Genomic DNA, 24,126 nt, shown 5'->3' with positions numbered 1-24,126 from the left:
CATGAGCATATTGAACGGACCCCGGCTGAACTTCTGGGGCGGTATTTCCACCGACGTCAGCGTGCCGAATAACTCGCCGACCCTGCCCAATGGCATCGAAACCTCCCTGGACCTGTTCGACCTGACCACCTCGACCGTGGCGGAACAGGCCCGGACCTACAGCGATGACCAGCTGTATGAGTTGATCAACGCCCCAGACCCCAGGATCGGCCCCAACAGCCGCTACACCGCCGGCGGCTGGAACCACTACGGTGAACACGTGGTGACGCTGCACAACGCGCTGATCAGCTCCCAGGGCACCCCGGGCAACATCGCGCTGGAAGGGGACATGGTCGGCCAGCCGGTGTACCTGCTCGGCTCGGTGACCCCCGGCACCGGGCAAGGCCCCTATTCCGGCCCGATGATGGTCGACCTCGACCCCACGGCGACCACCACCACCCAGATCTTTGTCGGCGGCTTGCAGATCGGCAACAGCAGCAACCCCCAACTCCTGATCCGCTGGAACGCGGTCTGCAGCAGTTTCGACGTCAACACTCGAGTCCTGGAGCCCAGGAGCATGGACGCTCCCGGCTCCTTTCATGGCAGCGGCACCTTTCAACTGACTTTTCCACTGAGCAGCATCGTCAGCTACAACAAGGACAGCGCCGGGCTCAAGGCCCTGATCGAGGCACCCAACGCCAGCGGGATCGTGCTGCGTTTCGTGATGTTCGAAATGTGCCCGACTCTGACCACCGACCAACTGAACGCGGACTACGCCGCCAACCAGTTCAGCCCCAACCCGAGCATTGGCCGGGTCATCGGCACCCTGGCCACGGCCTATGCCGATGAGCCGCAGATCTGCCCGCCGGGCCGCCAGATCATCAATGCCGACCAGGACCTGAACATCACCAGCGTCGCCTATGCCGAGGTCGCCAACGGGCAACTGAGCATCGACATGGTCAACCTGATCCCCAAGCAGCGGTTCAGGGCCGTGCGCGACGATATCACCAGCCCCATCGGACCCAACGCCGACTACGGGACCGTCACCGTCGCCGCGGGCGAGACCGCCCTGGCGAGCTTCGAACCCAGCGCCCCGATCCTGCAGGACTACTACCGCTACGGCGGAATCGTCGACGTGCCGCTCGACACGGCCCAGACCCAACTGGTGCAGAGCACGCCCTTGTGCATCAGCGCCCCCGGGAATGCCCGCAATCCAGCGCTATCGGCGCCCGAATGCCCCTACCGGGTCTACAGCGACCAGCGCAACAGCTACTTCGACCCGAACAACTCGGGGGTCCAGATCACCTTGCAAGCCCGTTACCTGGGAGCCCCGGTGCCGACGGACACACCGATCAGCATCGCCGCTTCGGCAACCTCCGTTTACGAGGCCACCCGCTACTGGGACTTCCTGGAGTTTCCGACCGCACTGACGGTGCCGGCCGGTCAACCCTCGGTGAGCTTCAACGTCGTCCCGGTTGCCGGCTCCAGTGGCCAGGCCGGCTTTACCACGCTGAACTACAACCTCGGCAGCCATCCGCTGAGCCAGAGCTTCAGCAACTTCCGCAAATACGCCCAGACCGACTTCGGCATTCCCGCCGGCAGCCTCATCACCTGGGAGCAGGCCTATCAGAACGTCTTGCGCTTTCACTACCTGGCCTTCCCCGCCATGTCCCGTTACATCCAACTCAACCAGCCCGATGCCGTGATGGGCTACAAGCAGGCGATCCTGGCCCGGATATCCCCCGAGTACCACAACACCACCCTCTACATGTCGGTGGTGCGCTCGATGTCGCCGAGCCAACGAGAGCTGCTGGCGGCCTATCTCAATGGCACGCCCTGGCGGCCTTGAAAGGAGAAGACCATGCCCGTTGCTTTGCATATTCCCGCCCAGCCGGAACCGCTGCTGCGCCCCGGCAGCATCATCGCCGAAGGCCTGCTCAACCCCCGCGGGGTCTGCGTGGAAGCGGAGGGTAGCCTGCTGCTGGTGGAAGCCGGCTCAGGCCTGCCGGATCAAGCGTTCAGCGGCCGCGTCAGCCGCTTGCGACCCGATCCGCAGGCCCCCGGCGGTTACCGGCCACCCGAGGTCCTGGCCCAGGGCTTTCGCTCGATGAACATGCAGGCGCGCATGCTGCGCGACGAGATCATGGGCCTGTCGGACATCGCCTTCGGTGCCGGGCGCTACCTGGTCAGCCAGACCGACTACGTCGCCGGGTCGAAGCTCCTGGACCTGCAATACAGCCCGCCCGAGCCACTGTTCCACAGCCGCGGCAATCTCAACTCGTTGTGCTATCACCCCGCGCGCCGAAGCTGGCTGGCGGTCAAGCCCGATACCAACCAACTGGTGGAGTTCACCGAAGCCGGCGAGCAGGTCCTGGCCCAGTTGCCCGACCTGGATCAAGGCCAGGAAGCGGTCCCCGTGACCCTGGTCCACGAACCGCAGACCGATGCCGTGCTGATCAGCCTGTTCTCCGGAGAACTGCATCGCGACCCGGCGCGCAAGGGCATCGACTTCGCCGACAAGGCCGGCCAGGTGATTCGCGTCTGGCCGGCCAGCGGTCGAATCGAAGTGCTGATTCGCGGGCTGCAACTGCCCACCGGGCTGGCACTGGACCCACTAGGGCGGATTCTGGTGCTGGAACTGTGCGACCGCCTGTTGCAGCCCCTGCAGCCCGACTGGTCCGGCGAAGTGCTGCACGGCGGCTTTGCCCGCTTCAGCGGCCGCCTGCTGCGTTGCGATTTGCAGCAACGCCGCGTGCAAGTACTTGCCCAGGGCCTGGATACGCCGTCCAACCTGTGTTGTGTCGAGGGCGCGGTGCTGGTCAGCGAAGGCATGGGCCTGAGTGGACGGCCGATTCCCACGGCGGATCAGCAGGTGGTGGCCCTGAGCGGACGCTTGCGCCGGGTGCAGCTTTGAAGCGGCAGCAACGCCGCGCAAGAAAACCATCCGGCATGAAAAAGGGGCCCTGTACGGGGCCCCTTTGTCATCGCTGCTGAACGCCGGAAAAGGCGATCAGAACGGAATATCGTCATCAAAGCTGTCGAAATCCGGTGCCGGCTGCGGAGCGGCCTGCTGTGGCGCTGGACGCGACTCACGCTGAGGTTGCGGCGCAGGACGCGATTGTTGAGGACGCGGTGCCGAGTTGGACATGCCGCCCTGGCCCTGCTGGTCGCCCTGTGGACGGCCACCCAGCAGCTGCATGGTGCCCTGCATGTCGACAATGATCTCGGTGGTGTAACGCTTGATACCGTCTTTTTCCCACTCGCGGGTCTGCAGCTTGCCTTCGATGTAGACCTGCGAACCTTTGCGCAGGTACTCGCCGGCGATCTCGGCCACCTTGCCGAACATCGACACACGGTGCCATTCGGTGCGCTCGACCTTCTGACCGGTCTGCTTGTCGGTCCACTGCTCGCTGGTGGCCAGACTCAGGTTGGTCACGGCGTTACCGTTAGGCAGGTAGCGAACTTCGGGATCCTGGCCGCAAGTGCCGACCAATATGACTTTGTTAACCCCACGGGCCATAACGTTCTCCTAGGCTTCGCGCGCCGACGGCGCTGGATTGACCAGCTGCTCGAGGGTCGTGCGATCCAATAATTCGGTGTCCAATTTGATGTAAATGGCGGCCTCTTCGGCCACCACCACGGCATCTGTTACCCCAACAACGGCCTTCAGGCGCTCGACCAGGCCGGCTTCGCGGATCGCTTCGGGCGATAACGGCAAGCGCAGGCTCGTCACATACGGGGGCTCGCGCATGGTAACAGCAAAGGCCAGCCAGAGTGCAGCCAGACCTGCGCATCCGAGGAACACAACCGACAAACCGCCATGCTGGAACAACCAGCCGCCGAGGATGCCGCCCAGCGCCGAACCGAGGAATTGGCTGGTGGAATACACCCCCATCGCCGTGCCCTTGCCACCGGCCGGTGAAACCTTGCTGATCAGCGACGGCAAGGACGCTTCCAACAGGTTGAAGGCCGTGAAGAACACCACGGTGCCAATCACCAGCGCCCGCAAACTGTCGCCGAACTGCCAGAAGAATAGCTCGGTGAGCAGCAGCGTACTGACCGCGCCCAACAGAACTCGTTTCATTTTGCGTTTCTTCTCGCCGTAGATGATGAACGGGATCATGGCGAAGAAGGAAATCAGCAACGCGGTGAGGTAGACCCACCAGTGCTGTTCCTTGGGCAGGCCGGCTTTTTCCACCAGCGCCAGGGGCAAGGCAACGAAGCTCGACATCAGCATCGCGTGCAACACGAAGATACCAAGATCCAGGCGCAGCAGATCGGGATGCTTGAGGGTCGGGACCAGCGCTTGGCGCGCCACTCCGGATTCGCGGTGCTGCAGCGGCCCGGTGGAGCGCGGCACCATGAAGGCGATGATCAGGATGCCCACCAGGGCCATGGCGCCGGTAGCCAGGAACAGCCCCGAAAGACCGAAACTGCGGGTCAGCAGCGGGCCGACCACCATGGCCACGGCGAAAGACAGGCCAATGGTCATGCCGATCATGGCCATCGCCTTGGTCCGGTGCTGCTCGCGGGTCAGGTCGGAGAGCAGCGCCATCACGGCCGCGGAAATCGCCCCGGCGCCCTGCAAGATACGTCCGGCAATCACGCCCCAGATCGAATCGGCATTGGCCGCCAGCACGCTGCCCAGGGCGAACACGATCAACCCCAGGTAAATGACCGGGCGCCGGCCGATGCGGTCGGAAATGATCCCGAAGGGAATCTGGAACACTGCCTGGGTCAGGCCGTAGGCACCAATCGCCAGCCCGATCAGCGTCGGGGTCGCTCCTGCGAGATCCATTCCATAGGTCGCCAGGACCGGCAGTACCATGAACATGCCAAGCATACGGAAGGCGAACACCAGGGCCAGCCCGCTTGCCGCGCGGGTCTCGCTGCCACTCATGCGTTCGTTGTGGGGATCGTGCATGGATAAACCTCATGTGAACCGGCGGCGATTCTACCAGTCGGATCGATTGAGGGGGTATATGGCGACGCTTTGCCGCGCGGCCCTTGCCAGCGATCAAAAAAGCACCGAACGATAGTGTGCATCCATCCAGTATTTGGTTTTATACTCCTGCCTTTACGCCCGCCGATCGAGGCCACTTTTGGACAAGATTCTGATTCGTGGGGCCCGCACCCACAACCTGAAGAACATCGACCTGACCCTGCCACGGGACAAGTTGATCGTCATCACCGGGCTGTCTGGGTCCGGCAAGTCGTCCCTGGCTTTCGACACGCTGTATGCCGAAGGCCAGCGCCGCTATGTCGAGTCGCTGTCGGCCTATGCCCGCCAGTTCCTGTCGATGATGGAAAAGCCCGATGTCGACACCATCGAGGGCCTGTCGCCGGCGATTTCCATCGAACAGAAATCCACCTCCCACAACCCGCGCTCCACCGTCGGCACCATCACCGAAATCTACGACTACCTGCGCCTGCTCTATGCCCGCGTCGGCACTCCGCGTTGCCCGGACCACGACATCCCGCTGGAAGCCCAGACCGTCAGCCAGATGGTCGACCTGGTGCTGGCCCAGCCTGAAGGCAGCAAGCTGATGCTGTTGGCGCCGGTAATTCGCGAGCGCAAGGGTGAACACCTGTCGGTCTTCGAAGAATTGCGGGCCCAGGGCTTCGTCCGTGCCCGAGTCAACGGCAAGCTGTTCGAGCTGGACGAATTGCCGAAGCTGGATAAACAGAAGAAGCACTCCATCGATGTGGTGGTCGACCGCTTCAAGGTCCGCGCCGACCTGCAGCAGCGCCTGGCCGAATCCTTTGAAACTGCGCTGAAGCTGGCAGACGGGATTGCCCTGGTGGCGCCGATGGACGACGAGCCGGGCGAAGAGATGATCTTCTCCGCGCGCTTCGCCTGCCCGATCTGCGGTCATGCCATCAGCGAGCTGGAACCCAAGCTGTTCTCCTTCAACAACCCGGCAGGTGCCTGCCCGACCTGTGACGGCCTGGGGGTCAAGCAGTTCTTCGACATCAAGCGCCTGGTCAATGGCGAGCTGACTCTGGCCGAAGGGGCGATCCGCGGCTGGGATCGGCGCAATGTCTATTACTTCCAGATGCTCGGCTCGCTGGCCGCACATTACGGTTTCAGCCTTGAAGTGCCGTTCAATCAACTGCCGGCGGATCAGCAGAAAGTCATCCTGCATGGCAGCGGTACGCAGAATGTCGACTTCAAGTACCTCAATGACCGGGGCGACATCGTCAAGCGGTCCCACCCGTTCGAAGGGATAGTGCCGAACCTGGAGCGTCGCTACCGGGAAACCGAGTCGGCCACCGTGCGTGAAGAACTGGCCAAGTTCCTCAGCACCCAGCCCTGCCCGGATTGCCGCGGCACGCGCCTGCGTCGCGAAGCGCGGCACGTGTGGGTGGGCGAGAAGACCCTGCCGGCGGTCACCAGCCTGCCCATCGGCGATGCCACCCACTATTTCGGCACCCTGAAACTGACTGGGCGCCGCGGCGAAATCGCCGACAAGATTCTCAAGGAAATCCGCGAACGCCTGCAGTTCCTGGTCAACGTCGGGCTCGACTACCTGACCCTGGACCGCAGCGCCGATACCCTGTCCGGCGGCGAGGCCCAGCGTATCCGCCTGGCCAGCCAGATCGGCGCGGGCCTGGTCGGGGTGATGTACATCCTCGACGAGCCATCCATCGGCCTGCACCAACGGGACAATGACCGACTGCTGGGCACCCTGAAACACCTGCGGGATATCGGCAACACGGTGATCGTGGTTGAACACGATGAAGACGCCATTCGCCTGGCCGACTACGTGGTGGACATCGGCCCGGGTGCCGGTGTGCATGGCGGGCGCATCGTGGCCGAAGGTACTGCCGCGGAAGTCATGGCGCACCCGGACTCCCTGACCGGCAAGTACCTGTCCGGTCGGGTGAAGATCGTGGTGCCGGCCAAGCGTACGCCGCGCAACAAGAAGCTTTCCCTGACCCTCAAGGGCGCGCGCGGCAATAACCTGCGCAATGTCGACCTGGAAATCCCGATTGGCCTGCTGACCTGCGTCACCGGGGTATCCGGCTCGGGCAAGTCGACGCTGATCAACAACACCCTGTTCCCCTTGAGCGCCACGGCGCTGAACGGAGCAACCACGCTGGAAGCGGCGCCGCATGACAGCATCAACGGCCTGCAGCACCTGGATAAAGTGGTGGACATCGACCAGAGCCCGATCGGTCGTACTCCGCGCTCCAACCCGGCGACCTACACCGGGTTGTTCACGCCGATCCGCGAGCTGTTTGCCGGAGTGCCCGAGTCGCGCTCCCGAGGCTACGGGCCTGGGCGCTTCTCCTTCAACGTCAAGGGCGGGCGCTGCGAAGCCTGCCAGGGCGATGGTTTGATCAAGGTGGAGATGCACTTCCTGCCGGACATCTACGTGCCCTGCGACGTGTGCAAGAGCAAGCGCTACAACCGCGAGACCCTGGAGATCAAGTACAAGGGCAAGAGCATCCACGAGGTACTGGAAATGACCATCGAGGAGGCTCGCGAGTTCTTCGATCCAGTGCCGGCCCTGGCGCGCAAGCTGCAGACGCTGATGGATGTGGGCCTGTCCTACATCAAGCTCGGCCAGTCGGCGACAACCTTGTCCGGCGGCGAGGCCCAGCGGGTCAAGCTGTCCCGCGAGCTGTCCAAGCGCGACACCGGCAAGACCCTGTACATACTCGATGAGCCAACCACAGGCCTGCACTTTGCGGATATCCAGCAGCTGCTGGACGTGTTGCACCGCCTGCGCGACCACGGCAACACCGTGGTGGTAATCGAACACAACCTGGATGTGATCAAGACCGCCGACTGGCTGGTGGACCTGGGGCCGGAAGGCGGCTCCAAGGGCGGCCAGATCATCGCCGTCGGTACCCCGGAGCAGGTTGCGGAGATGCCGCAGTCCCACACCGGGCACTACCTCAAGCCGTTGCTGACTCGCGACCGCGCCTGAGGCCCATGAAAAAGCCCCTGGCACTTGACGGTGCCAGGGGCTTTTTTTGTCTCTATGGGTTGCTGTGTTTCCCGTAGGAGCGAGCTTGCTCGCGAACAGGCCACCACAGCTAACGCAATCAGAACTGCGATTGCAGGTAGTTTTCCAACCCGATGGACTTGATCAGGCCCAACTGCTTCTCCAGCCAGTAGGTGTGATCTTCCTCGGTATCTGCCAACTGAATACGCAGGATGTCGCGGCTGACGTAGTCCTTGTGCAGTTCGCACAGCTCGATGCCTTTGCACAGCGCAGCGCGGACCTTGTATTCCAGGCGCAGGTCGCTGGCCAGCATCTCGGGCACGGTGGTCCCAGTGTCTAGATCATCGGGGCGCATGCGTGGTGTGCCTTCGAGCATCAGAATGCGACGCATCAGGGCATCGGCGTGTTGCGCCTCCTCTTCCATTTCGTGGTTGATACGTTCATAGAGCTTGGTGAAGCCCCAGTCTTCATACATCCGCGAATGAATGAAATATTGGTCGCGTGCTGCCAGTTCGCCCGTCAGCAACGTGTTGAGGTAATCGATTACGTCCGGGTGACCTTGCATCGCCCTAAATCTCCCTGCTTGAAAGTGGATAGTTTGAACCAAGCTGACTTGCAGGTCACTTAGAAACAGCTAGAAAAGTTAAGAATATCTGAGAAAACCAGTAGAAATAACGCAAAAACCGCCCTAATGAGGGCGGTTCTGCTTCTTATTTAGACTTACTTGAGCGATACGCCCAAGGCATTGGCAATACCTTCGCCGTAAGCCGGGTCAGCCTTGTAGAAATGTTGCAGCTGACGATCAACCACATCAGCCGTCACACCCGTCATCGCACCAGCAATATTGTTGATCAACAGAGCCTTCTGTTCGTCATTCATGAGGCGGAACAGAGCTCCCGCGTGGCTGTAATAGTCGGTGTCTTCACGATGATCGTAGCGATCCGCGGCACCGCTAAGCGCCAAGGGCGGTTCCGCATAGCGTGGAGCCTGCTTCGGCGCAGCGCTGTAGCTGTTGGGCTCGTAGTTGGGTGCGGCACCACCATTGCTACCAAAAGCCATGGATCCGTCGCGCTGGTAACTATTCACCGGGCTCAATGGAGCGTTCACCGGCAACTGCTGGTGGTTGGTACCGACACGGTAGCGGTGCGCATCCGCATAAGCGAATACCCGCCCCTGCAGCATGCGGTCTGGCGAAAGGCCTACGCCCGGGACCATGTTGCTAGGCCCGAATGCCGCTTGCTCAACCTCCGCAAAATAGTTCAGCGGGTTGCGGTTCAGCTCCAGCTCACCGACTTCGATCAGCGGGAACTCCTTCTGCGACCAGGTCTTGGTCACATCGAACGGGTTCTCGTAATGTCCAGCGGCCTGAGCTTCGGTCATGACCTGGATGCATACGCTCCACTTCGGAAAATCACCGCGCTCGATGGCGTTGAACAGGTCGCGCTGGGCGTAATCCGGGTCGGTACCTGCCAAACGTGCAGCCTCTGCCGGCGCGAGGTTCTTGATACCCTGCTTGGTCTTGTAGTGCCACTTGACCCAGTGCCGCTCGCCCTTGGCGTTGATCAGGCTATAGGTGTGACTGCCAAAGCCGTGCATATGACGGTAACCGTCTGGAATGCCCCGATCGGAGAACAGGATGGTCACCTGATGCAGCGCCTCAGGCGAATGCGACCAGAAATCCCACATCATCTGGGCGCTTTTCAGGTTGCTCTGAGGGAGGCGCTTTTGCGTGTGGATAAAGTCAGGGAACTTCAGCGGGTCACGGATGAAGAATACCGGGGTGTTGTTGCCAACGATGTCCCAGTTGCCTTCTTCGGTGTAGAACTTGAGGGCAAAGCCGCGCGGATCGCGCTCGGTGTCAGCCGAGCCACGTTCGCCACCTACTGTGGAGAAACGCAGAAAGGTCGGAGTCTTCTTGCCTACCGCCTCAAACAACTTGGCACTGGTGTATTGGGTGATATCGCGAGAAACGGTGAAAGTACCATAGGCGCCCGAGCCCTTGGCGTGCACGCGACGCTCCGGAATATTCTCGCGGTTGAAATGGGCGAGCTTTTCGATCAGGTGAAAATCGTCGAGAAGCAAAGGGCCCCGGGGGCCGGCGGAACGGGAGTTCTGGTTATCAGCGACAGGAGCGCCACTTGCGGTAGTAAGAGTTTTGGTCTGGCTCATGCTCAATCTTCCTCTGTCAGTCTGTGAAACTGCCGGCTAATCGGCTGACAAAGAGTATTGACCAGCAGTATTACAACATCCAATGCATTACACATTAGCTAACGATAGAAATATCTAATACATACAGACACAAAAAACCGGGCACTAGGCCCGGTTTCTTGTTTCAGACTGACGTCTTACTCAGCGGATACAGCTTCACCGCCGACAGCACGATCAACCAGTTCAACGTACGCCATAGGAGCGTTGTCGCCAGCGCGGAAACCGCACTTGAGGATGCGCAGGTAGCCACCCTCACGGGTAGCGTAGCGCTTGCCCAGGTCGTTGAAGAGCTTACCAACGATAGCTTTCGAACGAGTACGGTCGAAAGCCAGACGGCGGTTAGCCAGGCTGTCTGTCTTAGCCAAAGTGATCAGCGGCTCGGCAACGCGGCGCAGTTCTTTAGCTTTCGGCAGTGTAGTTTTGATCAGCTCGTGCTCGAACAGCGACACCGCCATGTTCTGGAACATGGCCTTGCGGTGCGAGCTGGTGCGGCTCAGGTGACGCCCACTTTTACGATGACGCATGGTTCATTCCTTACCAAACACAACGTTCGGTGATTACGACGATCAGGCAGTCGCCTTGTCGTCCTTCTTAAGACTTGCAGGCGGCCAGTTGTCGAGGCGCATGCCGAGGGACAGACCGCGGGAGGCCAGAACGTCCTTGATTTCAGTCAAGGATTTCTTGCCGAGGTTCGGAGTCTTCAACAGTTCTACTTCGGTACGCTGAATCAGGTCGCCGATGTAGTAAATGTTTTCCGCCTTAAGGCAGTTAGCCGAACGTACAGTCAGTTCCAGATCGTCAACCGGGCGAAGCAGGATCGGATCGATCTCGTCTTCCTGCTCGACTACCACTGGCTCACTGTCACCTTTGAGGTCGACGAACGCAGCCAACTGCTGTTGCAGGATGGTTGCAGCACGACGGATAGCCTCTTCAGGATCCAGAGTACCGTTGGTTTCCAGATCAATAACCAGCTTGTCCAGGTTAGTACGCTGCTCGACACGGGCGTTTTCCACCACGTATGCGATGCGGCGAACCGGGCTGAACGAAGAATCGAGCTGCAAGCGACCAATGCTGCGGCTTTCGTCTTCATCGCTCTGACGCGAGTCGGCCGGTTCATAACCACGACCACGAGCTACTACGAGCTTCATGTTCAGGGCGCCGTTAGACGCCAGGTTAGCGATTACGTGATCGGGATTAACGATCTCGACATCATGATCCAGCTGAATATCGGCAGCGGTAACCACCCCCGAACCCTTCTTCGACAAGGTCAGCGTAACTTCGTCACGGCCGTGCAGCTTGATAGCCAGACCTTTAAGGTTCAACAGGATTTCAATTACGTCTTCCTGTACACCTTCGATGGCGCTGTACTCGTGGAGCACACCGTCAATCTCGGCCTCGACTACTGCACAGCCGGGCATTGAGGACAACAGGATGCGGCGCAGCGCGTTGCCCAGGGTGTGGCCAAAACCACGCTCGAGAGGCTCGAGGGTGATCTTGGCGCGGGTTGGACTGACAACCTGCACATCAATGTGGCGGGGTGTCAGGAACTCATTTACCGAAATCTGCATGGATGCACCTATTTTCTAGCCCTTACTTGGAGTAGAGCTCGACAATCAGGCTTTCGTTGATGTCGGCGGACAGATCACTGCGAGCTGGAACGTTCTTGAAAACGCCCGACTTCTTCTCAGTGTCTACTTCTACCCATTCTACGCGGCCACGTTGAGCACACAGATCGAGAGCTTGGACAATGCGAAGTTGGTTTTTTGCTTTCTCGCGGACAGCGACCACGTCACCAGCACGAACCTGGAAAGACGGGACGTTAACGGTCTGACCGTTTACGCTGATCGACTTGTGCGATACCAGCTGACGGGATTCGGCACGAGTAGAACCGAAGCCCATGCGGTATACAACGTTGTCCAGACGGCATTCGAGCAGTTGCAACAGGTTTTCGCCGGTTGCGCCCTTCTTGCCAGCTGCTTGTTTGTAGTAGCCGCTGAATTGACGCTCGAGTACGCCGTAGATACGACGAACTTTTTGCTTTTCACGCAGCTGGGTGCCGTAGTCGGATTGACGACCGCGACGCTGGCCGTGGATGCCAGGAGCTGCTTCGATGTTGCACTTGGATTCGATAGCGCGCACGCCGCTCTTCAGGAAGAGATCGGTGCCTTCGCGACGAGCCAGTTTGCATTTTGGACCAATGTAACGAGCCATTCTTTACAATCTCCTGGATTACACGCGGCGCTTCTTCGGCGGACGGCACCCGTTGTGCGGGATTGGCGTCACGTCGGTGATGCTGGCGATCTTGTAGCCACAGCCGTTCAAAGCGCGGACTGCGGATTCACGACCTGGACCTGGGCCCTTGACGTTAACGTCGAGGTTTTTCAGGCCATATTCCAGCGCAGCTTGACCAGCACGCTCAGCAGCTACTTGAGCAGCGAACGGGGTGGACTTGCGAGAACCGCGGAAACCCGAACCACCGGAGGTTGCCCAGGAAAGAGCGTTACCTTGACGGTCGGTGATGGTCACGATGGTGTTGTTGAAAGACGCGTGGATGTGGGCGATGCCATCAACCACTGTCTTTTTAATCTTTTTACGAGGACGAGCAGCAGGTTTTGCCATGACTAAATTCCTGTCGATTCGCTGGTGCGATTACTTGCGGATCGGCTTACGCGGACCTTTGCGAGTACGCGCGTTGGTCTTGGTACGCTGACCGCGTACTGGCAGACCACGACGATGGCGCAGACCGCGGTAGCAGCCCAGATCCATCAAGCGTTTGATTTTCATGTTGATTTCGCGACGCAGGTCACCTTCAGTGGTGAACTTCGCCACTTCGCCACGCAGCTGTTCAATTTGCTCGTCGCTCAGATCCTTGATCTTCGCCGCTGGGTTGACCCCAGTCACCGCACAGATTTTCTGCGCAGTAGTGCGACCAACACCATAGATGTAGGTCAGCGAGATAACAGTATGCTTGTTATCTGGAATGTTAACGCCTGCAATACGGGCCATTCAGTGGGACTCCAATTGACAGCTACCTACGCCCCGGAAGCCAAGAAATAGGGCGCGAGATAATATCGCTGTAATAACAAATAATCAACCCGGCAGCGCACTAGCTGCCGGGCTTGAAGCACAATCACACTCAGCCTTGGCGCTGTTTGTGACGCGGTTCCGCGCTGCAAATTACTCGAACAACACCTTCGCGGCGAATAATCTTGCAGTTACGGCACAGCTTTTTCACCGATGCACGAACTTTCATCACCAACTCCTCGAACCTTATGGATTAGCGCAGCATGCCGCTGCCGTAACCCTTCAGGTTGGCTTTCTTCATCAGGGATTCGTACTGGTGGGAAACGAGGTGCGATTGTACTTGCGACATAAAGTCCATAACAACCACGACCACGATCAGCAACGAGGTCCCGCCAAGGTAGAACGGAACGTTTGCAGCAACCACCAGGAACTGGGGCAACAGGCAGACGGCCGTCATATATAGAGCACCGAACATGGTCAAGCGGGTCAGAACGCCATCAATGTAGCGCGCCGACTGCTCACCCGGACGGATGCCCGGAATAAAGGCACCGGACTTCTTCAGGTTTTCCGCTACGTCTTTCGGATTGAACATCAACGCCGTATAGAAGAAGCAGAAGAAAATAATCCCTGCACTAAACAGCAGAATATTCAACGGCTGACCAGGAGCGATCGACTGCGAGATGTCCTGCAACCAGCCCATACCTTCAGACTGACCGAACCAGGCACCCAACGAAGCCGGAAACAGCAAAATGCTGCTCGCGAAGATAGCAGGAATAACACCGGCCATATTCACTTTCAGCGGCAAGTGGCTGGTCTGCGCAGCAAACACCTTACGGCCCTGCTGACGCTTGGCGTAGTGAACAGCAATACGACGCTGGCCACGCTCAATGAACACCACAAAACCGATAATCGCTACTGCCAGCAAACCGATCGCAACCAGGGCAAAAATATTGATATCACCCTGACGCGCAGACTCGAAAGACTGCCCGATCGCTCTCGGAAGACCGGCGACGATACCTGCGAAAATCAACATCGAGATACCGTTGCCAACACCACGCTCAGTAATCTGCTCACCCAGCCACATCATGAACATCGCACCAGCCACAAAAGTGGATACCGCGACGAAATGGAAGCCAAAGTCACCAGTGAACGCAACACCCTGACCCGCCAGACCAACGGACATGCCGATAGCTTGAACCAGGGCCAGGATGACAGTGCCGTAGCGGGTGTACTGGCTGATCTTGCGACGGCCAGCTTCACCTTCCTTCTTCAACTGCTCCAGCTGCGGGCTGACGGCGGTCATCAGTTGCATGATGATCGATGCCGAGATGTACGGCATGATCCCCAGTGCAAAGATGCTCATCCGCTCCAGCGCGCCGCCGGAAAACATGTTGAACAAGCTAAGAATGGTCCCCTCATTCTGTCGAAACAGGTCTGCGAGTCGGTCAGGGTTGATACCTGGAACCGGGATGTGTGCGCCTATTCGGTAGACGATAATCGCCAGGAACAGAAAACGCAGACGAGCCCAGAGTTCAGACATACCGCCTTTGCCGAGCGCAGAGAGAGCACCTTGCTTAGCCATTTATTCCTCGAACTTGCCGCCAGCTGCTTCGATAGCCGCACGCGCACCTTTGGTGGCTGCGATGCCCTTGATAGTCACAGCGCGAGTAACTTCGCCGGACAGCATGATTTTCACACGCTGTACGTTTTGATTAATCACGTTGGCATCTTTCAGGGACTGCACGGTGACGATGTCGCCTTCCACTTTAGCCAGCTCGGACAGACGCACTTCTGCGCGGTCCATGGCCTTCAGGGAAACGAAACCGAACTTCGGCAGGCGACGATGCAGCGGCTGTTGACCGCCTTCAAAGCCTGGAGCAATGGTGCCACCGGAGCGGGAAGTCTGACCTTTGTGACCACGGCCACCAGTCTTACCCAAACCACTACCGATACCACGGCCCGGACGATGCTTTTCGCGACGGGAACCCGGCGCTGGACTCAGATCATTGAGTTTCATCGATTAACCCTCGACACGCAGCATGTAGTAAGCCTTGTTGATCATCCCGCGATTCTCGGGAGTATCTTGGACTTCTACAGTGTGACCGATGCGACGCAGACCCAGACCCTTAACGCACAGTTTGTGGTTAGGGATACGGCCGGTCATGCTTTTGATCAGCGTTACTTTTACGGTAGCCATGATCAGATGATCTCCTGGACGCTTTTGCCACGCTTGGCGGCAATGGATTCAGGGGACTGCATAGCCTTCAAACCCTTGAAAGTGGCGTGAACCACGTTTACTGGGTTAGTCGAGCCGTAGCATTTGGCCAGAACGTTCTGAACGCCAGCAACTTCGAGAACAGCACGCATAGCGCCGCCAGCGATGATACCGGTACCTTCAGAGGCAGGTTGCATGTACACCTTGGAAGCGCCGTGAGCGGACTTCATTGCGTACTGCAGAGTAGTGCCGTTCAGATCAACTTGGATCATGTTGCGGCGAGCAGCTTCCATTGCCTTCTGGATCGCAGCAGGCACTTCACGCGACTTGCCACGGCCGAAGCCAACACGGCCTTTACCATCACCAACCACGGTCAACGCGGTAAAAGTGAAGATACGGCCGCCTTTTACGGTTTTGGCTACGCGGTTAACTTGAACCAGCTTCTCGATGTAGCCTTCGTCGCGCTTTTGGTCGTTATTTGACATAACTTAGAACTCCAGCCCAGCTTCACGAGCAGCATCAGCCAGCGCCTTGACGCGGCCGTGGTACTTGAAGCCAGAGCGGTCGAAAGCCACCTGCGAGACGCCAGCGGCTTTCGCACGCGTAGCGACCAGCTGGCCAACCTTAGTGGCCGCGTCGATGTTGCCAGTGGCGCCATCACGCAGTTCTTTATCCAAAGTCGAGGCACTTGCCAGGACTTTGTTGCCGTCGGCCGAAATGACCTGGGCGTAGATGTGCTGCGAAGAGCGGAACACGCAGAGACGCACGACTTCGAGTTCGTGCATTTTCAGGCGTGCTTTGCGAGCGCGACGCAGTCGAGTAACTTTTTTGTCGGTCATTTGCTATGCCCTACTTCTTCTTGGCTTCTTTACGACGGACGACTTCGTCCGCGTAGCGCACACCTTTGCCTTTGTAAGGCTCTGGTGGACGGAAGTCGCGGATCTCAGCGGCCACTTGACCTACCAGCTGCTTATCGATGCCCTTGATCAGGATATCGGTCTGGCTAGGAGTCTCAGCGGTGATGCCTTCCGGCAGTTCGTAATCCACTGGATGCGAGAAGCCGAGGGCCAGGTTCAGCACTGTGCCTTTTGCCTGTGCCTTGTAACCAACACCGACCAGCTGGAGCTTGCGCTCGAAGCCTTGGCTTACGCCTTGGACCATGTTGTTTACCAGAGCACGAGTGGTACCGGCCATTGCGCGAGTTTGTTGGTCGCCATTGCGAGCAGCAAAACGCAGCTCACCAGCTTCCTCAACAATTTCAACGGACGAGTGAACGTTCAGTTCGAGAGTGCCCTTGGCACCCTTCACCGAAAGCTGTTGGCCGGCGAATTTAACTTCGACACCAGCTGGCAGCTTAACGGGGTTCTTAGCGACGCGAGACATGCTTATCCCCCCTTAGAACACAGTGCAAAGAACTTCGCCGCCGACACCGGCAGCGCGCGCAGCACGATCAGTCATCACACCTTTGTTGGTGGAGACGATAGACACGCCAAGACCGCCACGTACTTTCGGCAGTTCTTCAACGGACTTGTACTGACGCAGGCCTGGACGGCTAACGCGCTTCACTTCTTCGATGACCGGACGGCCTTCGAAGTATTTCAGCTCGATGGACAGCAGAGGTTTGATTTCGCTGCTGATCTGATAACCCGCGATGTAACCTTCGTCCTTCAGGACTTTTGCTACAGCCACCTTCAGCGTGGAAGACGGCATGCTTACGACGGACTTTTCAGCCATCTGGGCATTACGGATTCGAGTTAGCATGTCCGCTAACGGGTCCTGCATACTCATGGGCTAGATGCTCCTGATACAAAAAGAATTAGCCTTGCGGCTACAACTGTCGCCGAGAAATTCCGGGCAAAAAAACACGGGCTCAGGCGAGCCGGTCATTCTAGACACACCCCAGAAATGAATCAAGCCCCAAAAGGGGCTTGATTCACGTTCAAGGCCACCGGCGATCGGGATCTTGCAACCCCGACCACCGCGACTTTGATAGCTATTACCAGCTGGCTTTAACCAGACCTGGTACGTCACCACGCATTGCAGCTTCACGCAGCTTGTTACGGCCAAGGCCGAACTTGCGGTAAACGCCGTGCGGACGACCAGTCAGGCGGCAGCGGTTACGCATGCGCGAAGCGCTTGCGTCACGTGGCTGCTTCTGCAGAGCTACGGTAGCTTCCCAACGAGCTTCTGGACTTGCGTTCAGATCCACGATGATAGCTTTCAGCGCTGCACGCTTGGTGGCGTACTTGGCAACGGTGAGCTGACGCTTCAGCTCACGGTTTTTCATGCTCTTCTTGGCCATTTTCCTACTCCAATCAGTTGCGGAACGGGAATTTGAAAGCACGCAGCAGAGCGCGGCCTTCATCATCGTTCTTAGCAGTGGTGGTCAGGGTAATGTCCAGACCGCGGAGAGCATCGATCTTGTCGTAATCGATTTCCGGGAAAATGATCTGCTCTTTCACGCCCATGCTGTAGTTGCCACGACCGTCGAAGGACTTGGCATTCAGGCCGCGGAAGTCGCGAACCCGAGGCAGGGAGATCGACAGCAGACGATCCAGGAACTCGTACATACGCTCACGACGCAGGGTCACTTTGACGCCGATCGGCCATCCTTCGCGGACTTTGAAGCCAGCGATGGATTTACGAGCGTAGGTCACAACGACTTTCTGGCCGGTGATCTTTTCCAGGTCAGCAACAGCATGCTCGATGACTTTCTTGTCACCGATCGCTTCGCCCAGACCCATGTTCAGGGTGATTTTGGTAACGCGCGGAACTTCCATCACGTTCGAAAGCTTAAGTTCTTCCTTAAGTTTCGGAGCGATTTCCTTCCGGTAAATCTCTTTTAGTCGTGCCATGGTCTTCTACCTAGCAGTGTTCAAGCATCAACCGCTTTTTGGGTCGACTTGAAGACACGAATTTTTTTGCCGTCTTCTACTTTGAAACCAACGCGGTCAGCCTTGTTGGTTTCGCCGTTGAAAATGGCGACGTTGGAAGCGTGCAGTGGCGCTTCTTTCTCGACGATACCGCCCTGTACGCCCGACATCGGGTTAGGCTTGGTATGACGCTTGACCAGGTTCAGGCCACCAACAACCAGACGGTCGTCAGCCAGAACCTTAAGCACCTTACCGCGCTTACCTTTGTCTTTGCCGGCGATCACGATGATCTCGTCGTCACGACGAATCTTTTGCATGTCGGATCTCCTTACAGCACTTCTGGGGCGAGCGAGACGATCTTCATGAACTTCTCGTTACGAAGTTCACGGGTCACTGGCCCAAAGATACGGGTGCCGATCGGCTCTTGCTTGTTGTTCAACAGAACAGCAGCGTTGCCATCAAAGCGGATGATGGAGCCGTCTGCGCGACGAACACCATGGCGAGTGCGGACTACAACAGCAGTCATCACTTGGCCTTTTTTCACCTTACCGCGAGGAATTGCTTCCTTGACGGTAACTTTGATGATGTCACCGATACCAGCGTAACGACGATGGGAGCCACCCAGCACCTTGATGCACATAACACGGCGAGCGCCGCTGTTATCGGCCACATCGAGCATGGATTGAGTCTGAATCATATAATTTCTCCGACCCCTAGCCCTTAGACTTCCACAGCGCGTTCGAGAACATCAACCAGGGCCCAAGACTTGGTCTTGGCCATCGGACGAGTTTCACGAATAGTGACTTTGTCGCCGATGTGGCACTGATTGGTTTCGTCGTGCGCGTGCAGCTTAGTCGAACGCTTAACGTATTTACCGTAGATAGGGTGCTTAACGCGACGCTCGATCAGAACGGTGATGGTCTTGTCCATCTTGTCGCTGACAACACGGCCAGTCAGCGTACGGACAGTTTTTTCGGCTTCAGCCATGATTACTTACCTGCCTGCTGGTTGAGCACAGTCTTCACGCGAGCGATGTCACGCTTAACTTGCGAGAGCAGATGAGACTGCCCCAACTGGCCAGTTGCTTTCTGCATGCGCAGATTGAACTGGTCGCGCAGCAGGCCGAGCAGTTGCTCGTTCAGCTGCTGTGCGGATTTTTCACGAAGTTCATTCGCTTTCATCACATCACCGTCCGTTTAACAAAGGAGGTGGCGAGCGGCAGCTTTGCAGCAGCCAGGGCGAAAGCCTCACGCGCCAGCTCTTCAGAAACACCCTCGATTTCATACAGGACTTTGCCTGGCTGAATCTGGGCTACCCAGTACTCGACGTTACCCTTACCTTTACCCATCCGAACTTCGAGTGGCTTCTTGGAAATAGGCTTGTCCGGGAATACACGGATCCAGATCTTGCCACCACGTTTTACGTGACGGGTCAGAGCACGACGCGCTGACTCGATCTGACGAGCGGTGAGACGACCACGAGCAACAGACTTCAGCGCGAACTCGCCGAAGCTGACTTTGCTACCGCGCAATGCCAGACCACGGTTGTGGCCGGTCATTTGCTTGCGGAACTTCGTACGCTTTGGTTGCAACATTTGGCGTACCCCTTACTTAGCAGCTTTTTTACGAGGCGCAGGTGCTTGCGGCTTCAGCTCTTCTTGGCGACCACCAATTACTTCGCCTTTGAAGATCCAAACCTTCACACCGATCACACCGTAAGTGGTGTGAGCTTCGTAGGTGGCATAGTCGATATCGGCACGCAGGGTGTGCAGTGGCACACGACCTTCGCGATACCATTCAGTACGTGCGATTTCAGCACCGCCGAGACGACCGCTCACTTGGATTTTGATGCCTTTGGCACCAATGCGCATGGCGTTCTGTACGGCGCGCTTCATAGCACGACGGAACATTACGCGGCGCTCCAGCTGCTGAGCTACGCTCTGCGCAACCAGCATACCGTCGAGCTCCGGCTTGCGGATCTCTTCGATATTGATGTGCACAGGCACACCCATTTGCTTGGTCAGGTCCTGACGCAGCTTCTCAACATCTTCACCTTTCTTGCCGATCACGATGCCGGGACGAGCGGTGTGGATGGTGATGCGTGCAGTTTGAGCCGGACGATGGATATCGATACGGCTTACGGACGCGCTTTTTAGTTTGTCTTGGAGATACTCACGCACATTCAGATCTGCGAGCAAATAGTCCGCATAAGTCCGACCGTCTGCGTACCAGACGGAGGTGTGCTCCTTGACGATTCCCAGGCGAATGCCAATGGGATGTACTTTCTGACCCATCTCTTCGACTCCGTTACTTGTCAGCAACCTTGACAGTGATATGGCAAGACCGCTTGACGATGCGATCAGCACGGCCTTTGGCACGTGGCATGATGCGCTTCAGCGAACGCCCTTCGTTGACGAAAACGGTAGAGACCTTCAGGTCATCAACGTCTGCGCCTTCGTTATGCTCGGCGTTGGCTACGGCCGACTCCAGCACTTTCTTCATGATCTCGGCGGCTTTCTTACTGCTGAAAGCCAACAGGTTGAGCGCTTCGCCCACCTTCTTCCCGCGGATCTGGTCGGCGACCAAGCGGGCTTTCTGGGCGGAGATTCGAGCGCCCGACAACTTAGCGGCTACTTCCATCGTTCCTTACCCCTTAACGCTTGGCTTTCTTGTCAGCCACGTGCCCGCGATATGTACGGGTACCGGCGAACTCGCCCAGTTTGTGGCCGACCATGTCTTCGTTCACGAGAACTGGAACATGCTGACGACCGTTATGCACAGCAATGGTCAGACCGACCATTTGTGGCAGGATCATGGAACGGCGCGACCAGGTCTTAACTGGTTTGCGATCGTTCTTTTCCGCCGCCACTTCGATCTTCTTCAGTAGGTGAAGATCAATAAAAGGACCTTTTTTCAGAGAACGTGGCACTGTCGTATCCCTCTATTTACTTGCGACGACGGACGATCATTTTGTCGGTACGCTTATTACCACGAGTCTTCGCGCCCTTAGTCGGGAAGCCCCATGGCGATACCGGATGACGACCACCAGAGGTACGACCTTCACCACCACCATGTGGGTGGTCAACCGGGTTCATGGCAACACCACGAACGGTTGGGCGAACGCCACGCCAGCGTTTGGCACCAGCTTTACCCAGCGAACGCAGGCTGTGCTCGGAGTTCGAGACTTCGCCCAGGGTCGCACGGCATTCAGCCAGCACTTTACGCATCTCACCAGAACGCAGACGCAGGGTCACGTAGACACCTTCACGAGCGACCAGCTGAGCCGAAGCACCAGCCGAACGAGCGATTTGCGCGCCTTTACCTGGCTTCAGTTCGATGCCGTGTACGGTGCTACCAACTGGAATGTTGCGCAGCTGCAGAGCGTTGCCCGGCTTGATCGGTGCCAGAGCACCTGCGATCAGCTGGTCGCCAGCGCTCACGCCTTTAGGGGCGATGATGTAGCGACGCTCGCCATCTGCGTACAGCAGCAGAGCGATGTGAGCAGTACGGTTTGGATCGTATTCGATACGCTCGACAGTGGCAGCGATGCCATCTTTGTCGTTGCGACGAAAATCGACCAGACGGTAATGCTGCTTATGACCACCACCAACGTGACGAGTAGTGATGCGGCCATTGTTGTTACGACCACCAGACTTCGACTTCTTCTCGAGCAGCGGTGCGTGAGGAGCGCCTTTATGCAGCTCCTGGTTGACCACCTTGACCACAAAACGGCGGCCAGGGGAAGTCGGTTTGCATTTAACGATTGCCATGATGCACCCCTTCCTTACTCAGCACTGCTGCTGAAATCGAGATCTTGGCCTGGCTGAAGGGAGATAACTGCCTTCTTCCAGTCATTACGCTTGCCCAGACCGCGAGCGGTACGCTTGCTCTTACCCAGAACATTCAGGGTAGTAACGCGTTCCACTTTCACGCTGAACAGGCTTTCGACGGCCTTCTTGATTTCCAGCTTGGTTGCGTCAGTAGCAACCTTGAAAACGAACTGGCCTTTCTTGTCTGCCAGAACCGTAGCCTTCTCGGAAACGTGCGGGCCAAGCAGAACTTTAAATACGCGTTCCTGGTTCATCCCAGCAGCTCCTCGAATTTCTTCACGGCCGACACAGTGATCAACACTTTGTCGTATGCGATCAGACTAACTGGATCGGAACCTTGCACATCACGCACATCGACGTGTGGCAGGTTACGAGCAGCCAGGTACAGGTTCTGATCAACAGCGTCCGACACGATCAGAACGTCGGTCAGGCTCATGTTGTTCAGTTTGCCCAGCAGATCTTTGGTTTTCGGAGTTTCAACAGCGAAATCCTGAACCACGACCAGACGATCAGTACGCACCAGCTCAGCAAGGATGGAACGCATTGCTGCGCGGTACATCTTCTTGTTCAGCTTTTGGGAGTGATCCTGAGGACGAGCTGCGAAAGTGGTACCGCCGCCACGCCAGATTGGGCTACGAATAGTACCGGCACGAGCACGGCCAGTACCTTTCTGACGCCATGGGCGCTTGCCGCCACCGGAAACGTCGGAACGGGTCTTTTGCTGCTTGCTACCTTGACGGCCACCAGCCATGTAGGCCACGACTGCTTGGTGAACCAGCGTCTCGTTGAATTCGCCGCCAAATGTCAGTTCGGAAACTTCGATCGCTTGAGCGTCATTTACATTTAATTGCATGTCAGCTTCCCCTTAACCGCGAGCCTTGGCCGCCGGACGTACAACCAGGTTGCCGCCAGTAGCGCCAGGAACAGCACCCTTGACCAACAACAGATTGCGTTCAGCGTCGACGCGCACTACTTCCAGGGACTGCACGGTCACGCGCTCAGCGCCCATATGACCGGACATTTTTTTGCCCTTGAATACACGACCAGGAGTCTGGCACTGGCCAATAGAGCCCGGGACGCGGTGGGAAACGGAGTTACCGTGGGTGTTATCTTGACCGCGGAAATTCCAACGCTTGATGGTACCGGCGAAGCCTTTACCTTTCGACTGGCCGGTAACATCTACCAGTTGGCCAGCTGCGAAGATTTCTGCATTGATCAGATCGCCAGCTTGGTACTCGCCTTCTTCAAGACGGAATTCCCAAACGCCACGACCGGCAGCAACGTTCGCTTTAGCGAAGTGACCCGCTTGAGCAGCAGTCACGCGCGAAGCACGACGCTCACCTACAGTGACTTGCACTGCACGATAGCCATCGGTTTCTTCAGTTTTGAACTGGGTGACGCGATTCGGCTCGATCTCAATGACCGTGACCGGAATGGAGACACCTTCTTCGGTGAAAATACGGGTCATACCGCATTTACGACCGACTACACCAATAGTCATGTTGTAAACCTCATGAGTGTACGGGGCTTTCACCCGCTATGGCCGCCCATTTCAGAGCGTTACACGACTAAGACCGAGTCTTAGCCGAGGCTGATCTGCACTTCCACACCTGCCGCAAGATCAAGCTTCATAAGAGCATCAACGGTTTTATCCGTTGGCTGGACGATGTCCAGTACGCGCTTATGAGTACGGATCTCGTACTGGTCACGCGCGTCTTTGTTGACGTGCGGGGAGACCAGAACGGTGAACCGCTCTTTACGGGTAGGCAGTGGAATTGGACCACGCACTTGAGCACCAGTACGTTTCGCGGTTTCCACGATTTCCTGGGTGGATTGGTCGATCAGGCGATGGTCGAAAGCCTTCAACCTGATACGGATTTGCTGATTTTGCATTGGATTTCAGACTCCAGGCTGCTATTCCCACCGGGCGCAATACGCCCGTTAAAAGGAGGCGCAATTCTATAGACGGCCCCACAGAGTGTCAACCCAATAAAAAAGCCCCCGCAAGCGGGGGCTTCTTCATGAGTCGTCGATTACTCGATA

35 protein-coding genes are annotated in these 24,126 nt (G+C 57.7%); 3 read left to right on the top strand and 32 right to left on the bottom strand.

Translation table 11 applies throughout. The annotated features are described in order from the left end of the window. Position 1: 1 nt before the first annotated feature. Both LXM55_RS21870 and LXM55_RS21865 read left to right on the top strand, forming a co-directional pair. Positions 2-1,828: a hypothetical protein gene (locus LXM55_RS21870; protein WP_233322279.1), complete on the top strand. Its 1,827-nt coding sequence runs from the start codon at positions 2-4 to the stop codon at positions 1,826-1,828. Between the two features lie 12 nt (positions 1,829-1,840). Continuing rightward, complete coding sequence (locus LXM55_RS21865; protein ID WP_233322278.1) at positions 1,841-2,893, top strand: hypothetical protein; 1,053 nt, start codon at positions 1,841-1,843, stop codon at positions 2,891-2,893. A gap of 96 nt (positions 2,894-2,989) precedes the next feature. Here the strand turns inward: LXM55_RS21865 and LXM55_RS21860 are convergent, their stop codons facing one another. After that, positions 2,990-3,499 carry a single-stranded DNA-binding protein gene (locus LXM55_RS21860; RefSeq protein ID WP_011063767.1) on the bottom strand — a complete coding sequence of 170 codons (510 nt, stop codon included), beginning with the start codon at positions 3,497-3,499 and terminating at the stop codon, positions 2,990-2,992. Between the two features lie 9 nt (positions 3,500-3,508). Continuing rightward, complete coding sequence (locus tag LXM55_RS21855; RefSeq protein WP_233322277.1) at positions 3,509-4,903, bottom strand: MFS transporter; 1,395 nt, start codon at positions 4,901-4,903, stop codon at positions 3,509-3,511. Positions 4,904-5,081: 178 nt separating this feature from the next. Between LXM55_RS21855 and uvrA the strand changes: the two genes are divergently transcribed. Then, positions 5,082-7,916, top strand: coding sequence for an excinuclease ABC subunit UvrA (gene uvrA, locus LXM55_RS21850; RefSeq protein ID WP_233322276.1), 2,835 nt, complete (start codon positions 5,082-5,084; stop codon positions 7,914-7,916). Positions 7,917-8,034: 118 nt separating this feature from the next. Here the strand turns inward: uvrA and bfr are convergent, their stop codons facing one another. The 30 genes from bfr to rpsJ all read right to left on the bottom strand — a co-directional run bounded on the left by bfr (position 8,035) and on the right by rpsJ (position 23,976). Continuing rightward, the gene (bfr, locus tag LXM55_RS21845; protein ID WP_011063770.1) at positions 8,035-8,499 is read right to left on the bottom strand and encodes a bacterioferritin; all 465 of its coding nucleotides are present in this window, start codon (positions 8,497-8,499) and stop codon (positions 8,035-8,037) included. 155 nt (positions 8,500-8,654) lie between these two features. Next, positions 8,655-10,103: a catalase gene (locus LXM55_RS21840; protein WP_233322275.1), complete on the bottom strand. Its 1,449-nt coding sequence runs from the start codon at positions 10,101-10,103 to the stop codon at positions 8,655-8,657. Positions 10,104-10,279: 176 nt separating this feature from the next. Next, complete coding sequence (rplQ, locus tag LXM55_RS21835) at positions 10,280-10,666, bottom strand: 50S ribosomal protein L17 (RefSeq protein WP_007924175.1); 387 nt, start codon at positions 10,664-10,666, stop codon at positions 10,280-10,282. A gap of 42 nt (positions 10,667-10,708) precedes the next feature. After that, positions 10,709-11,710 (bottom strand): DNA-directed RNA polymerase subunit alpha, encoded by a 1,002-nt coding sequence (locus tag LXM55_RS21830; protein ID WP_007970428.1) that lies wholly within the window; start codon positions 11,708-11,710, stop codon positions 10,709-10,711. 22 nt (positions 11,711-11,732) lie between these two features. Next, entirely contained in the window at positions 11,733-12,353 is a 621-nt protein-coding gene (gene rpsD, locus LXM55_RS21825; protein WP_025129398.1) for a 30S ribosomal protein S4, read from the bottom strand. Positions 12,354-12,371: 18 nt separating this feature from the next. Beyond that, positions 12,372-12,761: a 30S ribosomal protein S11 gene (gene rpsK, locus LXM55_RS21820; RefSeq protein WP_007924177.1), complete on the bottom strand. Its 390-nt coding sequence runs from the start codon at positions 12,759-12,761 to the stop codon at positions 12,372-12,374. Positions 12,762-12,791: 30 nt separating this feature from the next. After that, a complete protein-coding gene (gene rpsM / locus LXM55_RS21815; RefSeq protein WP_003186020.1) occupies positions 12,792-13,148 on the bottom strand; it encodes a 30S ribosomal protein S13 in 357 nt (118 codons plus the stop codon). Positions 13,149-13,278: 130 nt separating this feature from the next. Then, the gene (rpmJ, locus tag LXM55_RS21810) at positions 13,279-13,395 is read right to left on the bottom strand and encodes a 50S ribosomal protein L36 (protein ID WP_002555468.1); all 117 of its coding nucleotides are present in this window, start codon (positions 13,393-13,395) and stop codon (positions 13,279-13,281) included. A gap of 24 nt (positions 13,396-13,419) precedes the next feature. Then, on the bottom strand, positions 13,420-14,748 hold the full coding sequence (gene secY, locus LXM55_RS21805) for a preprotein translocase subunit SecY (protein WP_003210064.1): 1,329 nt from the start codon (positions 14,746-14,748) through the stop codon (positions 13,420-13,422). After that, complete coding sequence (gene rplO, locus LXM55_RS21800; RefSeq protein ID WP_007924183.1) at positions 14,749-15,183, bottom strand: 50S ribosomal protein L15; 435 nt, start codon at positions 15,181-15,183, stop codon at positions 14,749-14,751. Between the two features lie 3 nt (positions 15,184-15,186). Then, complete coding sequence (rpmD, locus tag LXM55_RS21795) at positions 15,187-15,363, bottom strand: 50S ribosomal protein L30 (protein ID WP_003176408.1); 177 nt, start codon at positions 15,361-15,363, stop codon at positions 15,187-15,189. Positions 15,364-15,365: 2 nt separating this feature from the next. Then, complete coding sequence (gene rpsE / locus LXM55_RS21790) at positions 15,366-15,866, bottom strand: 30S ribosomal protein S5 (protein WP_007924184.1); 501 nt, start codon at positions 15,864-15,866, stop codon at positions 15,366-15,368. A 3-nt stretch (positions 15,867-15,869) separates the two neighbouring features. Continuing rightward, a complete protein-coding gene (gene rplR, locus LXM55_RS21785) occupies positions 15,870-16,220 on the bottom strand; it encodes a 50S ribosomal protein L18 (RefSeq protein ID WP_003186037.1) in 351 nt (116 codons plus the stop codon). A 10-nt stretch (positions 16,221-16,230) separates the two neighbouring features. Next, positions 16,231-16,764, bottom strand: a complete 534-nt coding sequence (gene rplF / locus LXM55_RS21780; protein ID WP_025129400.1) for a 50S ribosomal protein L6 — start codon at positions 16,762-16,764, stop codon at positions 16,231-16,233. A gap of 12 nt (positions 16,765-16,776) precedes the next feature. After that, on the bottom strand, positions 16,777-17,169 hold the full coding sequence (gene rpsH, locus LXM55_RS21775; RefSeq protein ID WP_011063773.1) for a 30S ribosomal protein S8: 393 nt from the start codon (positions 17,167-17,169) through the stop codon (positions 16,777-16,779). Positions 17,170-17,377: 208 nt separating this feature from the next. Beyond that, complete coding sequence (gene rpsN / locus LXM55_RS21770) at positions 17,378-17,683, bottom strand: 30S ribosomal protein S14 (protein WP_003228726.1); 306 nt, start codon at positions 17,681-17,683, stop codon at positions 17,378-17,380. Positions 17,684-17,696: 13 nt separating this feature from the next. Next, positions 17,697-18,236 carry a 50S ribosomal protein L5 gene (gene rplE / locus LXM55_RS21765; RefSeq protein ID WP_003210069.1) on the bottom strand — a complete coding sequence of 180 codons (540 nt, stop codon included), beginning with the start codon at positions 18,234-18,236 and terminating at the stop codon, positions 17,697-17,699. 20 nt (positions 18,237-18,256) lie between these two features. Next, positions 18,257-18,571, bottom strand: a complete 315-nt coding sequence (gene rplX, locus LXM55_RS21760) for a 50S ribosomal protein L24 (RefSeq protein WP_007896770.1) — start codon at positions 18,569-18,571, stop codon at positions 18,257-18,259. An 11-nt stretch (positions 18,572-18,582) separates the two neighbouring features. Next, positions 18,583-18,951 carry a 50S ribosomal protein L14 gene (gene rplN / locus LXM55_RS21755; protein WP_011063774.1) on the bottom strand — a complete coding sequence of 123 codons (369 nt, stop codon included), beginning with the start codon at positions 18,949-18,951 and terminating at the stop codon, positions 18,583-18,585. A 23-nt stretch (positions 18,952-18,974) separates the two neighbouring features. Next, positions 18,975-19,241 (bottom strand): 30S ribosomal protein S17, encoded by a 267-nt coding sequence (gene rpsQ / locus LXM55_RS21750; RefSeq protein WP_003194644.1) that lies wholly within the window; start codon positions 19,239-19,241, stop codon positions 18,975-18,977. A 2-nt stretch (positions 19,242-19,243) separates the two neighbouring features. Further along, positions 19,244-19,435: a 50S ribosomal protein L29 gene (gene rpmC / locus LXM55_RS21745; RefSeq protein WP_002555481.1), complete on the bottom strand. Its 192-nt coding sequence runs from the start codon at positions 19,433-19,435 to the stop codon at positions 19,244-19,246. Further along, the gene (gene rplP, locus LXM55_RS21740) at positions 19,435-19,848 is read right to left on the bottom strand and encodes a 50S ribosomal protein L16 (RefSeq protein ID WP_003228729.1); all 414 of its coding nucleotides are present in this window, start codon (positions 19,846-19,848) and stop codon (positions 19,435-19,437) included. Before rplP ends, rpmC begins: the two co-directional genes overlap by 1 nt. Positions 19,849-19,860: 12 nt before the next feature. Then, positions 19,861-20,547, bottom strand: coding sequence for a 30S ribosomal protein S3 (gene rpsC, locus LXM55_RS21735; RefSeq protein ID WP_007924192.1), 687 nt, complete (start codon positions 20,545-20,547; stop codon positions 19,861-19,863). A 13-nt stretch (positions 20,548-20,560) separates the two neighbouring features. Beyond that, positions 20,561-20,893 (bottom strand): 50S ribosomal protein L22, encoded by a 333-nt coding sequence (gene rplV / locus LXM55_RS21730; RefSeq protein WP_003103908.1) that lies wholly within the window; start codon positions 20,891-20,893, stop codon positions 20,561-20,563. 13 nt (positions 20,894-20,906) lie between these two features. Next, positions 20,907-21,182 (bottom strand): 30S ribosomal protein S19, encoded by a 276-nt coding sequence (gene rpsS, locus LXM55_RS21725; RefSeq protein ID WP_002555486.1) that lies wholly within the window; start codon positions 21,180-21,182, stop codon positions 20,907-20,909. 16 nt (positions 21,183-21,198) lie between these two features. After that, positions 21,199-22,023, bottom strand: a complete 825-nt coding sequence (gene rplB / locus LXM55_RS21720; RefSeq protein ID WP_011063775.1) for a 50S ribosomal protein L2 — start codon at positions 22,021-22,023, stop codon at positions 21,199-21,201. Positions 22,024-22,037: 14 nt separating this feature from the next. Next, complete coding sequence (gene rplW / locus LXM55_RS21715) at positions 22,038-22,337, bottom strand: 50S ribosomal protein L23 (protein ID WP_002555488.1); 300 nt, start codon at positions 22,335-22,337, stop codon at positions 22,038-22,040. Then, the gene (gene rplD / locus LXM55_RS21710) at positions 22,334-22,936 is read right to left on the bottom strand and encodes a 50S ribosomal protein L4 (RefSeq protein WP_007924200.1); all 603 of its coding nucleotides are present in this window, start codon (positions 22,934-22,936) and stop codon (positions 22,334-22,336) included. The genes rplW and rplD overlap by 4 nt, the downstream gene beginning before the upstream one ends. A 12-nt stretch (positions 22,937-22,948) precedes the next feature. Continuing rightward, complete coding sequence (gene rplC / locus LXM55_RS21705) at positions 22,949-23,584, bottom strand: 50S ribosomal protein L3 (protein WP_007924205.1); 636 nt, start codon at positions 23,582-23,584, stop codon at positions 22,949-22,951. 80 nt (positions 23,585-23,664) lie between these two features. Beyond that, positions 23,665-23,976: a 30S ribosomal protein S10 gene (gene rpsJ, locus LXM55_RS21700; protein WP_003186070.1), complete on the bottom strand. Its 312-nt coding sequence runs from the start codon at positions 23,974-23,976 to the stop codon at positions 23,665-23,667. Positions 23,977-24,126 lie beyond the last annotated feature (150 nt).

This window comes from Pseudomonas sp. Au-Pse12, from assembly GCF_021341665.1.
Classification (GTDB): Bacteria; Pseudomonadota; Gammaproteobacteria; order Pseudomonadales; family Pseudomonadaceae; genus Aquipseudomonas.
This window is presented reverse-complemented; position numbering and strand designations above follow the sequence as displayed.